11 protein-coding genes and 1 pseudogene are annotated in these 15,158 nt (G+C 44.4%); all 12 read left to right on the forward strand.

Annotated elements, in window-relative coordinates; translation table 11 throughout:
• Nucleotides 1–103 precede the first annotated feature (103 nt).
• The 12 genes and pseudogenes from DW650_RS17950 to DW650_RS18000 all read left to right on the forward strand — a co-directional run bounded on the left by DW650_RS17950 (nucleotide 104) and on the right by DW650_RS18000 (nucleotide 14,648).
• Nucleotides 104–916, forward strand: a complete 813-nt coding sequence (locus DW650_RS17950) for an SGNH/GDSL hydrolase family protein (protein ID WP_118281818.1) — start codon at nucleotides 104–106, stop codon at nucleotides 914–916.
• A 103-nt stretch (nucleotides 917–1,019) separates the two neighbouring features.
• Nucleotides 1,020–2,396, forward strand: coding sequence for an MFS transporter (locus DW650_RS17955; RefSeq protein ID WP_158576240.1), 1,377 nt, complete (start codon nucleotides 1,020–1,022; stop codon nucleotides 2,394–2,396).
• A gap of 23 nt (nucleotides 2,397–2,419) precedes the next feature.
• Nucleotides 2,420–4,675: a beta-glucosidase gene (locus tag DW650_RS17960; protein WP_118210735.1), complete on the forward strand. Its 2,256-nt coding sequence runs from the start codon at nucleotides 2,420–2,422 to the stop codon at nucleotides 4,673–4,675.
• 26 nt (nucleotides 4,676–4,701) lie between these two features.
• Nucleotides 4,702–6,768 carry an oxidoreductase gene (locus DW650_RS17965; RefSeq protein ID WP_118210736.1) on the forward strand — a complete coding sequence of 689 codons (2,067 nt, stop codon included), beginning with the start codon at nucleotides 4,702–4,704 and terminating at the stop codon, nucleotides 6,766–6,768.
• A gap of 177 nt (nucleotides 6,769–6,945) precedes the next feature.
• Complete coding sequence (locus DW650_RS17970; RefSeq protein ID WP_242953301.1) at nucleotides 6,946–8,667, forward strand: glycoside hydrolase family 3 C-terminal domain-containing protein; 1,722 nt, start codon at nucleotides 6,946–6,948, stop codon at nucleotides 8,665–8,667.
• A 59-nt stretch (nucleotides 8,668–8,726) separates the two neighbouring features.
• The gene (locus tag DW650_RS17975) at nucleotides 8,727–11,201 is read left to right on the forward strand and encodes a glycoside hydrolase family 3 protein (protein WP_118210737.1); all 2,475 of its coding nucleotides are present in this window, start codon (nucleotides 8,727–8,729) and stop codon (nucleotides 11,199–11,201) included.
• 4 nt (nucleotides 11,202–11,205) lie between these two features.
• Nucleotides 11,206–11,346 carry a hypothetical protein gene (locus tag DW650_RS19805; RefSeq protein ID WP_165853795.1) on the forward strand — a complete coding sequence of 47 codons (141 nt, stop codon included), beginning with the start codon at nucleotides 11,206–11,208 and terminating at the stop codon, nucleotides 11,344–11,346.
• 12 nt (nucleotides 11,347–11,358) lie between these two features.
• On the forward strand, nucleotides 11,359–11,613 hold the full coding sequence (locus tag DW650_RS17980) for a hypothetical protein (RefSeq protein ID WP_015522081.1): 255 nt from the start codon (nucleotides 11,359–11,361) through the stop codon (nucleotides 11,611–11,613).
• The gene (locus DW650_RS17985) at nucleotides 11,606–13,177 is read left to right on the forward strand and encodes a DUF5597 domain-containing protein (protein WP_101878526.1); all 1,572 of its coding nucleotides are present in this window, start codon (nucleotides 11,606–11,608) and stop codon (nucleotides 13,175–13,177) included. Before DW650_RS17980 ends, DW650_RS17985 begins: the two co-directional genes overlap by 8 nt.
• A gap of 65 nt (nucleotides 13,178–13,242) precedes the next feature.
• Nucleotides 13,243–13,614: pseudogene (locus tag DW650_RS17990) on the forward strand (beta-glucosidase-related glycosidase); the annotation flags it as partial.
• A 58-nt stretch (nucleotides 13,615–13,672) separates the two neighbouring features.
• Nucleotides 13,673–13,927, forward strand: a complete 255-nt coding sequence (locus DW650_RS17995) for a 23S rRNA methyltransferase (RefSeq protein WP_117636774.1) — start codon at nucleotides 13,673–13,675, stop codon at nucleotides 13,925–13,927.
• A 10-nt stretch (nucleotides 13,928–13,937) separates the two neighbouring features.
• Nucleotides 13,938–14,648 carry a hypothetical protein gene (locus DW650_RS18000; RefSeq protein ID WP_117636773.1) on the forward strand — a complete coding sequence of 237 codons (711 nt, stop codon included), beginning with the start codon at nucleotides 13,938–13,940 and terminating at the stop codon, nucleotides 14,646–14,648.
• Nucleotides 14,649–15,158: the final 510 nt, after the last annotated feature.

Genomic DNA, 15,158 nt, shown 5'->3' on the forward strand with positions numbered 1-15,158 from the left:
AATCAAAGAAAACAAAATGACAGTATTTGCGAGAACTGACCGGTAAATACAGACGGCCAGTTCTCTTAATATGAAAGTTGAAAATAATAAGGAGTTAAGGATTATGAAAAAGAAAATATTGAAGATTATCTTAAGAATCGTTTTAATTGTGATTCTGGTCGCGGGAATCGGCCTGACATATTTAGTAGGAGCAGTAGGCGGTGGAGGACCGTTTGATTTTGTCTGGAAGAACAAACTGAAAAAAATGCCGGGAAACGCAGAAAAATACAGTCTGGAAAATATAGAACCGTTAGAAAACAGCCCTCTTAGAGGGAAGCGTATCTGCTACCTTGGATCATCTGTAACCTTAGGTCTGTACTCAATGGATGTTTCTTTCGCAGATTATATCTCTTACAGAAATGGCTGTGAGTATGTAAAAGAAGCCGTAAGCGGTACTACTTTAGTGGATAACGGAAAGACGTCTTATATCCAAAGGATGAAAAATAATATCGGTACAGATGAGAAATTCGATGCATTTGTCTGTCAGCTTTCCACGAATGACGCGTCGAAGGAAATGCCGATGGGAGAAATCAGCAGTTCAGAAAATCTGGAGGATTTTGATACACAGACGATAACAGGAGCAATGGAATATATCATTGTATATGCAAAGCAGACATGGAATTGTCCCGTGATCTTTTATACCGGAACAAAATATGACAGTAAACAGTATCAGCAGATGGTAGATGTATTGTTTGAGCTTCAGGATAAATATGGAATAGGCGTGATCGACCTTTGGAATGACGAGGAGATGAATGACGTTTCTGAAAAAGAATATGAAGTTTATATGGCAGATCCGGTTCATCCGACGCAGGCAGGATATCTGGAATGGTGGACGCCTAAGATGGAAGAATACTTATATCAGTTTTTAGAAAGATGATTATTATATTAAGTTTCGTCGGTAAAATGCTTATATATCGTTGATGATTTGCCCTTTGGGATTATTTATAATTAAATCAAACAATGAAAGGACGGATAACGAAATGGAAAATGCAGTTACAAAAAGAGAAAAAATCAGTTATGGTTTGTATTTTATGGGACAGAATGTATTCTATGGACTGATAGGATATATGACTACATATTTTACAGATATCGGCATAACGGCAGCATTGGTTGCGATCGTGGCGCTGATCACGAAAGTGTGGGATGCCATCAACGATCCGATCTTCGGTATGATCATGGATAAGGTGAATTTTAAGAAAGGGAAATTCCTGCCGTGGCTTCGAATATCTGTCATAGCGATTCCGGTGGCAACTATTCTTCTTTTTATAATACCTACCGGGATTTCCATGACGGCTAAAATCATATGGGCAACACTCGCTTATATGTTATGGGATACAGCCTATACCCTTTGCGATGTACCGATTTTTGGTATTGTTACCACGATGACAATAGACCAGAAGGAACGTGTTTCACTAAACAGCATAGGAAGAATGTTTGCTATTTTTGCAGGTATTGTTACAGGAATTGTCCTGCCGTTGGTACGGCAGCGGTTAGGCGGCTGGTCAACAACAGTAATTGTGTTATCTCTTTTGTCATGTGTTATGATGATTCCGATTTGTCTGTTCGCAAGGGAGAGAGTAATTGAAAAAGAAAGAGTCCTGAATGACGGGGCAGAAGAAAGTTATACATTGCGAGATATGGTAGAATGTCTGCGGAAGAACAAATATTTATTGATTTTCTTTGCGGCTCCGCTCATCAGCAGCCTGCTTAATGTTGGTGCAAATTGGGGCTTATACGTTGCTCGGTACTGCCTTGGCGGTGAAGAAGCTGCCTCATATGTTTCGATGGCGGTAATTATTCCGACCTTAATCGGTGCGGTTATGGCAGTAGAATTATGCAAAAAATATGATAAATTTAAAGTCTTCTATATTTCATATGTTTTCGCTTTACTTCTGGGAATTGTAAGATTCATAGCCGGGTATGAGAATATGACGGTGTTTATGATTTTAAATGCTTTAGGAGGAATTCCGCTGGGAATAGCAGTTATACTGCAGTATCAGTTTACGCCGGACTGCTACGAGTATGGACAGTACAAGACAGGATTAAAAATGCGTGGTGTAACGTTTGCAGCGCAGACATTTTTTACAAAATTAAATGGAGCGATCGCAACAGCAGTCAGTGTGTTTGCGTTAACTTTAATCGGCTTCCGAGAGGGAGAAGGCGTTGTTCAGGCGGCAGGATTTGCCGATAAATTATGGACATTCAGCTGTCTTGGCGGCATTATCGGGGGTATTTGCACTCTGCTTATACTTCGTCTTTACAAGCTTAATGACCATGATGTCCAGCTGATGGCAAAATGCAACAATGGTGAGATCAGCCGTGAAGAGGCAGAGGCACAGATGATCAATCAGTATTAAGAAAAGTATGGAGGACTTTTGCGATGGACAGAATAAAGGAACTGATTTCTGAAATGACGCTGGAAGAGAAGGCAAGTCTCTGTTCGGGCGCTGATAACTGGCATACGAAAGAAATCAAACGACTGAACATTCCGTCAGTTATGATGGTGGACGGTCCTCACGGACTGAGAAAGCAGGAAGGGGAAACGGATCATCTGGGATTGAATGAAAGTGTGAAGGCCGTTTGTTTCCCGGCAGCCTGTGCAACAGCCTCCAGCTTTGATGTTGACCTGATGGAACGGATGGGAGAGACGCTGGGAGCGGAGTGTCAGGCCGAGAATGTAAGCATACTGCTTGGCCCGGCGGTGAATATTAAAAGGAGCCCGTTATGCGGGCGGAACTTTGAGTATCTGTCGGAGGATCCATATCTGGCAGGTAGGATGGCATCGGCATATATCCGCGGAGTACAGAGTCAGGGTGTGGGGACAAGCATTAAGCACTTCGCACTGAATAACCAGGAAACACTCCGTATGACGATATCTTCCGAGGTGTCAGAACGTGCGCTCAGGGAAATCTACCTGCCTGCGTTTGAGGAAGCGGTGAAAGAATCAGCTCCAAGAACCGTCATGTGTAGCTACAACAAAATAAATGGAGAATATGCTTCAGAAAACAGATATCTTCTGACAGATATCCTGAGAAAAGAATGGGGATACAAAGGCTGCGTCGTTAGTGACTGGGGCGCTGTAAATAACCGTGTGAAAGGACTGCAGGCCGGACTGGATCTGGAGATGCCTTATTCCGGAGGATACAATGACAGACAGATTGTGCAAGCAGTACAGGAGGGAAGACTGGACGAAGCTGTGCTGGATGAAGCGGTGGAGCGGGTATTGAATGTTGTATTTGCCGGTGAAGAGCAGCATCGTCCGGAAGTTATATCTGATAAGGAAACAGATCATAAAAAAGCAGCTGATATTGAGACGGAATGTGCGGTCCTGCTGGAAAATAACGGTATACTTCCGCTGAATACAGACAGAAAGGTTGCCTATATAGGGGAATTTGCCGAAAAGCCGCGGTATCAGGGCGGCGGCTCCAGCCATATCAATCCGTTCAGGGTTGTTTCGGCATTGGATGCTGCCGGAGAAAAAGGGCGTAGCGTGACTTATGCAAAAGGATTTTCTATGGAAAATGACGCGATGACGGAACAAGAGCTGGAAAAAGCGCTTCGGACTGCTGCAGAAGCAGATGTTGCGGTAATCTTTGCCGGGCTGCCTGAGATATTTGAGTCAGAAGGGTATGACAGAACATCCATGAAGCTGCCCCAATGCCAGGACCGCCTGATTGAAGAAGTGCTGAAAGTACAGCCTAATGTTGTAGTTGTACTCCACAATGGAAGCCCGGTAGAGCTGCCATGGGCTGATAAAGTAAGCGCGATCCTCGAAATGTATCTCGGAGGTCAGGGCGTTGGCGAAGCCTGTGACCGGCTGTTATACGGAGAAGCGAATCCGTCCGGCAGGCTGGCGGAGACATTCCCGTACCGGCTGGAAGATAATCCGAGCTTCCTTCATTTTCCGGGAAATGGAAAGCGGGTGTTATATGGCGAGGATATCTTTGTCGGATACCGTTATTATGATACAAAGAAGGTCCCGGTGCGGTATGCATTCGGACATGGGCTGTCTTACACGGAATTTGCTTATGGGGACTTGAATTTGTCATCGGCTCAAATGACGGATGAGGATATCCTGACGGTCTCCTTCAAGGTGAAAAATGCAGGAAAGACAGAAGGAAAAGAAGTCGTACAGCTGTACGTAGCTGACCTGTGCGGCACACCGGAAAGACCGGTCAAGGAATTGAAAGGATTTGCCAAAGTTCATCTCCTGCCGGGAGAAGAAAAAACGGTGTCGATGGAAATTTTGGCGAGGGATCTTTCCTATTATGAAGAACGTCTCGGGGACTGGTATGCGCCATCCGGAACATACCGGATCCTGATCGGCCATGCTTCTGATGACATCCGATTACATGCTGATATTGTATTTGAAACACAGAAAGAACTGCCCCTTCGCGTAGATTTCACAACAACGTTCGGAGAATTATTGGATCATACGAAAACCGCTCCCGTTATTACGGAACTGCTGGCTCCATTGGCAACAGCAGCCGCATCAGCAGAAGGTATGAGTGACGAATACAAGAAGCTGGGAGAGCAAGTTATCCGGGAAATGCCGATGAAATCTCTGCTGGGACAGATGCCGGGAGAACAGGTGGAACAGCTGATCGGTCAGTTGAATTGCTTACTTGCACAATAGGATAATTGAGGAAGGATGTTCAAAAAATGAAAAAAGAACACGAAATTTTATTTGAACCATTTAAAATTGGAACGGTAATGATTAAAAACCGTTTTGTTTTGGAACCAATGGAAGGTACAAACATGATAGACTGCTTACCTATTTTTAAAATTGGTGAGGATATCTATGATTATTATGTGGAGCGTGCAAAGAATCATGTAGGTTTAATTATTCCCGGAATGGTTACTCTGCGAAGTATGGTGGGGAAACAGTGGCTTTATGAGCAGAAAGAAATATTCGAAGGACTAAAGCCGCTTTTAGCAGAAATTCATAGTTACGGTGCAAAAGTGTTTTTGCAGATTGGTGCAGGATGGGGACGAACATTTACCATGCCACTGGCATTAAAGGAACTTTATGAAAAAGAGAAGGAAACCGGACAAAAATCCATGTTTGACTGGGATAATCTTCTTGTAGCCCCTAGTGAACTACCTAACCGTTGGCTTCCAGAAATTATACATAGACCACTGACGGAAGGTGAAATTCTTGAGTATGTGGATGCCTATGGTAAGACAGCCAAACTTTGTATGGAGACAGGGTTTGACGGTGTGGAAGTGCATGCCGTGCATGAAGGCTATCTGCTGGATCAGTTTACAACGAAGTATACGAATCGGAGAACAGATCAGTATGGGGGGACTTTTGATAACCGCTACAGGTTTGCGAAAGAAGTTGTAGAGGAGATTAAGCGACAGTGCGGTGACACATTCCCTGTATCCCTTCGGTATTCCGTAACCAGTAAGACAATCGGCTTTGGTATCGGGGCAGTTTATGGTGAGAAATTTACAGAAGCCGGCAGAGATCTTGAGGAAGGGCTGAAAGCCGCAAAATATCTTCAGGATGCAGGATATGATATGCTTAATGCGGACAATGGGACTTACGATTCATGGTACTGGGCGCATCCGCCTGTATATATGCCTTTAAACTGTAACATGGCGGAGGTGACACGATTAAAAGAAGTGGTAGAAATTCCTGTGGTATGTGCAGGAAGAATGCAGCCGGATGAAGCTTCAGCATCTATATCAGAAGGAAAACTGGATGCTATGGGAATCGGACGTCAGTTCCTGGCGGATCCGGAATACATTGTAAAACTGGAACAGGAGAAATTTAGTGACATTCTTCCTTGCATTGCATGTCATAATGCATGTCTTCCGATTTATCATTATGAAGGCGTTGGTTGTGAAATCGATGAAGAGGATGGAAAAACACAAGGGCATTGTGCGTTGAACCCTAGGACATTCTGTGAGCAGAAATATGATTTTGGGAAAAAAGCAGCTGTAACAAAAAGTATTGCGGTCATCGGCGGGGGTATCGCTGGGATGACTGTAGCACGAATTGCGGCAATCCGAGGTCATGAGGTAACAATTTATGAAAAGAGTGACCGGCTCTGCGGTGTGTTTAACGCTGCAGCAGCACCTGAATTTAAAGAAAAAGATAAGGAATTTATAAGATGGATTCAACAAGAAATAGAAAGCCTGCCGATTAAAGTGGAATACAACTGTGAAATTACAACTCTGGCTGAGCTGACAGCAGATGAAATTATCATTGCTACGGGCGCGAAACCTAAAAAGCTAGATGTTCCGGGACAGGAAAAAGCTATTGAAGCAACGGAATATCTGCTGGGGGGAAAAGTAGGAAAGGACGTCGCTGTAATCGGCGGAGGTTTGACGGGGTGCGAGATTGCCTATGACCTTGTGCTGAAAGGAAAACGACCGGTTATTGTGGAAATGGCAGACGATATTTTAAAGACCAAGGGACTCTGCATGGCAAACTCCAGTTGTCTGAGAGACTTATTGCGGTATTATGAAGTTCCTATTTATAAAAACGCAAAGCTCTTAGAAATCATTGAAAATGGAATTGTCATTGAGACAGCGGAAAAGACAATACAGCTGGAATGCGACGACGTGATAATGAGCTGTGGTTATATGCCAGACACGAGGCTTGTTGACGGCGGAACACAACAGGGGAAAACGAATATTCATATAGTCGGCGATGTTAAAAAGGTTGGAAATTTGAAAACAGCAATCTGGGAGGCTTATGATTTAGCATTTTCTTTGTAAGATTAAACTCTTAAGCGGACAAAGAGGCTTTTAATATATTATAGAAACACTGCTATAAGAATTATTGATACCATTAGGCTGTCGATTTTTGAGGGATGTCATATACAGAATTATACTGACTAATATTAAGTTTTAATCGGTATTTCAATTTGTGTGATGTAATCATCAAAGGAGTCAATGCCCTGCTATAATTCCATTGACGGAGAACCGGCCTCGGTTTCCCACAGATTACTGACAGAACTTCTTCGGGAGAGAATGGGATTTGACGGACTGTGTATCAGTGATTACGGCGGCATCAGCAATGCCCACGAAGTCCAGCGGATCGGAGAGACTATTGGAGAAACAGGATTTCTTGCCATGGAAGCAGGGATGGACATGGAGATGCCGAAAGCGATCGGTTATGGCGAAAAACTCAAAGAAATGTTCCGAAGCGGACAGGCGGATACAGAATTGCTGGACCGGACAGTTCTGAGGGTGTTGGAAGCGAAATTCCGCATGGGCCTGTTTGAACAACCTTTCGCAATGGACGGTGAGTCCTGCAAAAAGATTTTTGAAGAGAAAGAGGGGGCGGAGCTGTCCCTTCGGTCGGCAAGGGAATCCATGGTGCTTTTGAAAAACAACGGGGTACTTCCTTTGTCAGGCAAGATCAAGAAGCTGGCCCTGATCGGGCCTCATGCAGACTGTGCCCGTAAGTTCTTCGGCGGATATACTCATCTGTGCATGATGGAGTCGGTCTACGCGGCCGCAAGTTCTATCGCAGGGGTAGAGGGCAGCCCGGAGTCCGGACAGATCGGCGGGGCAATGCTGCCAGACGGCGAACCGGTGAATTATGTCCCGGGTACAAAGATCCAGTCAGATGAAGCAGAACTCTTTAACGACATCCTGCGCTTACAGAAGCCGGGATGCAGAAGCCTGTTAGAAGAACTAAAGGAGCGTATGACAGATACGGAGATTCTGTATGTGTATGGATACCCGGTTGCCGGAAAGGATCAGAGCAGATTTGAGGAGGCACTGCAGGCAGTCAGGGAAGCTGATGTTGTGATCCTCACTCTGGGAGGAAAGCACGGTACATGCTCTATGGCGACCATGGGAGAAGGTGTGGACGCTGCCGACATCAATTTGCCGGAATGTCAGGACGCATTTATTAAAGCTGCATCGGTGTATGGAAAGCCCTTAATCGGCATCCATTTTGATGGCAGGCCGATCTCCAGTGACACGGCAGACCAATATCTGGATGCCGTCATAGAAGCCTGGAGCCCGGCGGAAACGGGAGCGCAGGCTGTGGCAGATGTCCTGCTGGGAGCATATAATCCGGGCGGCAAACTGCCAGTATCCGTGGCATATCACGCCGGACAGATTCCAATCTACTATAATCACCCAAACGGTTCCGCATGGCATCAGCAGGAGAGTATCGGATTCGTCAATTATGTGGATGTTCCCCATACACCGAGATATTGCTTTGGACATGGATTGTCTTATACACAGTTTGAGTATTCAGACATTCATATATCGACGGCAGAGATTGGAGCAGAAGAATCGGTACAGATCAGCTGTGTGGTAAAGAATGCGGGAAACTGTGCCGGGGATGAAGTGGTACAACTTTATCTCAGGGATAGATTTGCAAGTATGACACGCCCGGTGAAAGAGCTTGCCGGATTTAAGCGAATCCATATGGAACCGGGAGAGAAAGTACGGGTAACATTTACAGTACAGGCGGATCAGTCAGCATTTCTTGACAGGCAGATGCGCTGGAAGGTGGAAAAAGGAGAGATAGATGTAGAAATTGGAAGTTCTTCTGAGGATATACGGTTAAAAGGAACATACCGGATCACAGAGGATAGATGGATAGACGGCGCAAAAAGAGCATTTTATGCGAAAGTACAGAAAGACAAAGTATAGCTTAGGCATACACTTACAGCGGGTCGGGTAAGATATCCGGCAGGACAGGAGGAAAACAGATGGATAGGAAGTTACTTGCCAGAAGGATTGCAGAAGAATCCATTGTATTGTTGAAAAACGAAGATCATATGCTTCCTTTAAAAGAGAAGAAAGAGATCGCGTTTTTCGGGAGGACGCAGATTGGCACTTTATATTCCGGAAACGGATCCGGCGGTGCAAATGTGGCCGGATGCGGCACGATTCTGGAAGAATGTGAAAATTGCGGAATCAGACCTGAGCCACTTTTAAAGGGCTTTTATGAATATAAGATAAATGAGGAACGGGTCACGGAAGAGGATGAGTTTGACTGGACTAAAGTCAGTGAGATGGTAAACAGTGGAATTATGTATGAAATATTCGGCAAATACCGCGCTCCGCTTGATGAGTACGAAGTGCCCGGCACACTTATTGACCAGGCGGCAGAAAAAACTGACACAGCACTTATTGTAATTGGCAGAAATTCTGGCGGTGAGGAGTGTGACCGTCACCTTTCAGAGGATTATTACCTGACTAATTCAGAAGAAAGTCTGCTGAAGGAAGTCTGCAGTCATTTTACAAATGTAGTGGTAGCCTTGAATGTTAACGGGCTGATCGATCTGTCCTGGGTGAGAAAGTATGCAAATATAAAAAGCCTTCTGTTTATTGGAATCCCAGGGGAAGAAGGGGCTTCTGCGCTAGCTGGCATTTTAACGGGGGAGACCAATCCCTCCGGGAAACTGGCGGTGACCATAGCGGAACATTATGAAGATTACCCGTCGGCAGACCATTTCTCATGGGATAAGGAGCATCTGGAGAATGTTCTTGACTATGAGAGCTACGGCCTTTCCTCAGAAGAAAACGGAAGTACAGGTTTTTCTAAAAGCCCGGTGAGTGTGTACTGGGAAGATATCTATACCGGTTACCGATATTTTGATACATTCGGGAAACCGGTGCTTTACCCCTTTGGTTATGGGCTTTCTTACACTGAATTTGCAATCAGCGATGCCTCGGCCGAGAAGCAAAACGGCGGTATTATGGTGACAGCCAATGTGAAAAATATTGGGGAAATATCAGGGAAAGAGGTAATCCAGGTTTATCTGTCCAAGGTAAATCCGGCAGAGGGTGTGGAACGTCCTTATCAGGAATTGAAGGGATTTGAGAAAACCGCGGACCTTGCTCCGGGAGAAAAAGAGAAGGTTAAGATTTGGATTCCATGGAGAGAACTGGCGGTTTATGACGAAGGAAGAGCTGCGTGGGTCATAGAGTCGGGCGATTATCTCCTGAAGATGGGAAATTCATCAAGAGACACCTCCCTGGTGGGAATGGTACGCCTGGGGGATACAGTCCTTACAGAACAGTGCGCGAACCGTATGATAATCTTAGAATGCAACAGAGATAAGCTTTCGTTCCTGACACAGAAAGACTACGCAGGGTGCCATCTGGAAGACAGATGTGAGAAGAAACCTGATGGAGGCGTGACCGGGATGGCGGTAATTTCTGTAACGGAAGAGGATATTCTTGCAGGAGGGGAGAGCAGACAGGCTGAAAAAGAAACGCAGCAAAATCTGCCGGAGCTCTCCATCGAAGAACTCGCTTCTCTCTGTGTGGGCTATGGGCCGGGCACTCCCTTTGCGGCTGTGGGGGACCGCAGTGACCCGTCTGCGATTTTCGATGGTGAAGGAAAACCGATTACAACAAACAACCACCCGACAGGATATCCGGGATATGTTTCTCCGGCAATTGAGGAAAAAGGGATCAAGTCCATTTTCTATAAAGACGGCCCGGCCGGGATCGGCGGTATTGCCTGGCCGACGGAAATGCTCATAGCCTGCTCGTTCGACAGGAAACTGTGGCAGATGTTTGGAGATGCAGTAGGGAAAGAATGTGAAGATCAGCAGGTGAATGTCTGGCTTGCTCCTGCTGTGAATCTCCACAGAAATCCGCTGTGCGGCAGAAATTTTGAATATTTTTCTGAAGATCCGTACCTGACAGGAGTCTGTGCCTGCGAGATCACAAAAGGCGTACAGAATGGCCGGCCGGTTATCGTGTGCCCGAAACACTTCGCGGCAAATGAGCAGGAGACATTCCGGCGCGGAAATGCAGGGAAAAAGGTAGACGCTGTTGACTCTATACTGACAGAGCGCTCGGCCAGGGAACTATACCTGAAGCCTTTTGAAATGCTGGTAAGAGAAGCACATATTGCCTGCATTATGACGTCTTTTAACAAGATAAACGGCGTTTTCGCCGGGGGCAGTAAGGATCTGTGCACCCGTATCCTTCGGGAAGAATGGGGATTTGACGGCGCTGTGGTGACAGACTGGGGCGATATGGATATTGTGGTAGACGGAGCAGACGCCGTGGCTGCGGGAAATGATATCGTCATGCCGGGCGGACCGCCGGTGATTCGTCAGATCCTGAAAGGATATGAAGAAGGAAGAGTGACCAGAGAAGAAATGGAAACAGCGGCAGGACATCTTCTGTGCATGATCCGCAGGATTCATGGAAAGGAGAAATAGAAGTATGGGAGAAAAAATCTACAAAACAGTTGAAAATTCAGGCGTCATGAATGTTGTGGCCGGAGCCCTTGCGATTGCTGTGGGAGTGTCTGCTCTGGTGAGCGGGATACGGCTTCTGATTACTCGGAGAAAGCTGCTTTTTTAAGGGGACTGCCAGATGAAAAAATATAAAAGGGAAAAACTAATTGTAAGTATTTTTGCCGTCATATTTGTTGTTATAGTGGTTATTCTTGGAAACTTTTTGGTTACATATATATCTTCTGACTTGAGTTTTGGCCAGAATTGTCTTTTGCGAATACCATTTTATGGAACATTAGTTTTTACATCTTCGCTTATAGGACTGCTGTTTAGAAACGATAGTAAAAAAGATATTGTCGAAGAAAATTCAAAAGGAAGGATTCAAGATGAATAAAATTACAGAAGTAAAAATAGAAAGAGGAATCCCGACTCTGTATGTGGACGGGCAGCCTTTTTGGGCGTTTGCAGGGGAGGTGCACAACTCAGCCGCCTATGCCCCGGACAGGATGGAGGCAGAGATATGGATGAAGATGGATCAGAGTCATCTGAATACACTGATTGTACCGGTGTACTGGGAGACGCTGGAGCCGGAAGAAGGCAGCTATGATTTTTCGCTTGTGGATTCACTTCTTGAGCAGGCTGTCAGATTTAAGAAAAAGCTGATCCTGCTCTGGTTCGGTCTATGGAAGAATGCAGAGTCGGCTTATGTGCCGGCATGGATGAAGCAGGACAGTGAAACATTTTTCCGTGCGGAAATGTATGGTGGAGAAAGGTTAAATACGATTTCTCCTCTGTGCTGGGAGGCGGTGGAGAGAGATGCCGCTGCATTTTCCCGTCTGATGGGACATCTGCGGGAGGTTGATAAAAACTCATCGGTCATCATGGTCCAGGTAGAAAATGAAGTGGGACTGCTTGGAACAGAGCGTGATTACTGCCGTCAGGCAGAGGAGGCGTTTACAGGAAATGTGCCGGATAAACTGATGGATGCAGCTGTAAAATCAGGAAAAATCCGTGCCAGGGAAACAGGATGGCCTGAAAAGGCAGACTGGACTGTCGTATTCGGAGAAGACGCAGGGGAGATTTTTTCCGCATGGTTTTTTGCCTCCGCTCTGGAGAGGATTGCATCAGTCGGAAAAAAAGAGTATCCTCTGCCCTGCTACGCCAATGTGTGGCTGAAACAGTTCCCCTGGTATGCTGGTTCTTATCCGTCGGGAGGCCCGGTGGAGGATATGCTCTGGGTGTGGAAAGCGGCGGCGCCTTCCCTCTTTACTATTGCCCCGGATATCTATGTCCCCTATGTGTCGGAGATCATGGAGAAGTATACCCGTCCGGATAATCCCCTTGTAATCCCGGAGGTGCGAAAAGACGCTGTAACAGCGTCATACGCTCTGTATGCTTACCTGAACTGCCATGCCCTGTGTTACGCACCGTTCGGGATTGAAGACCTGTGGCAGAAGGAGCCGGATGTGATCCCGAAAGAGGTGACGGAGGCTTTGAATATAGACCCGCTTTCTTTTGACATGACCGGGACAAAGGAGACTCTGGGAGAGGTATACAGACTCCTTGGCGAGATTAAGTCGCTGTATCTTAGGTACAGGGGAACAACTCATCTGAAGTGCTTTCTGAAAAATGCGGAAGGAGAGCAGGGATGTTATCTGAAGTTTAAGTCTTACGATATGGAAATCCGGTATCTGCCGCAACAGGTTGGAATGCCAACGGCAGCCGGGGCTGTGTTCGAGTTGGACGAAAATAATTTCCTGATTGTGGGGATGATGTGCAATGTATGTGTGCATACAAAACCGGGTGATCACAGAAAGGTGGATTTCATCAGAAAAGAAGCAGGAACATACAGTGACGGACAATGGAGATGCAGGCAGAGACAGAACGGCGATGAAAAGATTGTGACTATGCTATATGATATGCCGGAATGTGTGAAGATGGAACTATTTAAGTATTAGGGCTTCACAGGCAGAAAGGAATAGGATTTAAGGGAAGAAAAAATATCAAAGAACTGATCTCACAGATGACCTTAGAAGAGAAAGCAAGTCTGTGCTCAGGACTGGATTTCTGGCACACGAAAGGCGTGGAGCGCCTGGGTATTCCATCGGAAATGGTATGCGATGGTCCTCACGGTCTGAGAAAACAGGACGATGCATCGGATCATCTCGGGATCAATAACAGTATCAAAGCGGTATGTTTTCCGGCAGGCTGTGCGACGGCTTCAAGTTTCAATCGTGATCTGGTAAGGAAACTGGGAGAGACACTGGGGGAAGAGTGTCAGGCGGAACATGTAAGTACCATCCTTGGTTCTGCGATGAATATCAAACGTTCACCGCTCTGCGGACGGAATTTTGAATACTATTCTGAAGATCCTTATGTATCCACAGAGATGGCATGTGGAGACAGTTGTCAAATTATCCCTCAAAAAAGATACACCTAAGATTGAGGTTACAATGGAGCCTGATGAAGAAAGTAATTACACACCAGAGGAAAAAATAACTTATCAGAAAATTAAGGCTTATATTCTTGAAAAATATGGATTTAAAGTGTCATCATTGTACATTGCACAGATTAAAGATAAGTGTGGTCTTGGTAAAGAACGTACTGGAAATAACTGGAAGAAAAATGATAAGTCAAAGGAGCCGCAGTGTACACCTGAAAAGGAAGAGGCTATTAGAGATGCATTTAACAACTTTGATATAATATAAGGAGTTTTAGATGATAGATATGATATTGAAATGGCTTTATCAAAATTCAGCAGCTATAATCATTTCATCATTAATATCATTGTTAATATCAATGATGTATTACCGAAAGGGAAATAGAGATGAACTGTTAATGAGTGTTATATTTCCAGTGGTGCAACTTTTAAATAAGAGTTATTCTAGGAAAAACTATGATGAGCTATTATCAATAAAATCAAACTATGCAATAAGGTATTTAGGGAAAAAAGAAAGAAGAACACTTATGCTGTTAATAGAACAGTACAGTATAGTTTGTCAATATAATAGGTCAAAGAAGGATACTGATTGTATATTATCGTATTTTGACTTCAAATTAGGTGAGATTGGTATTAATCCTAAACCATGTCCTATTACTGACGATGAAGGAGAAACAGTAGCATATGATTATCCTCCTGATTATTATTTCCTTGAAGAATATGTAAATGATATGGTTTCTAAGATGGAGTTTGAGGTATATCCAGAAGAAGCTGAAAAAGCTATTACAGATGCATTTGAGAAATATGCTCACAAATATTATACAGTTAAGAATATAGAATGGTTTCAAGACTATTCGATTGAAAAGGTTATAGAAAAATCAAAAGTATCTGAAAAATGGAGAGTTGATTTTGATTTGATGGAACAAAGAAAAAGAACTTTTATGAATCTGTCGATTGCTAAAAAGGTAATTAAAATACTTCAAGGCTAGGTTGAAATATATTTTCTTTTTTTTAAGCCTAATATGGTATAATTTTTATGCAAATAAGTTTGCAGCAGGACTTGGTTCGATTCCAAGCATCTCCTCATTTGTTATGACATTATTGAATATTGTTACCTCTGGTATCTGTTATGATGCTATTAGGAATTTTATTTCTGACTTAAAAGGAGGATACGTTATGAGAGATATGTCTGTTATAATGATTAGCTGGCTATGCTGCTGCGGAGATGTGGTGTAATGGTAGCATGGTGTAAAGTATCACATAGCCAGCACCAAAAATAAGATTTGGTTTTATATTTAACAGAAGGTTGAAATACACCTTCTTTTTTATACCTCTTTTTAAGGTGGTGGTGCTAAAAAGTGTACATTTAGGAACTGAATAATAAGGGCATAGAATCAGTGCCAAAAAGTAGAGACTTTCCATTATTGGAGGTCTCATTTTTTACTTTATAGGAAAGTTCTAACTTTGGGATTGCTAGATATGAAAAGTGCCCGCAAGTT

Origin of the sequence: Roseburia sp. AM23-20 (assembly GCF_003470905.1) — a bacterium.
Classification (GTDB): domain Bacteria; phylum Bacillota; class Clostridia; order Lachnospirales; family Lachnospiraceae; genus Roseburia; species Roseburia rectibacter.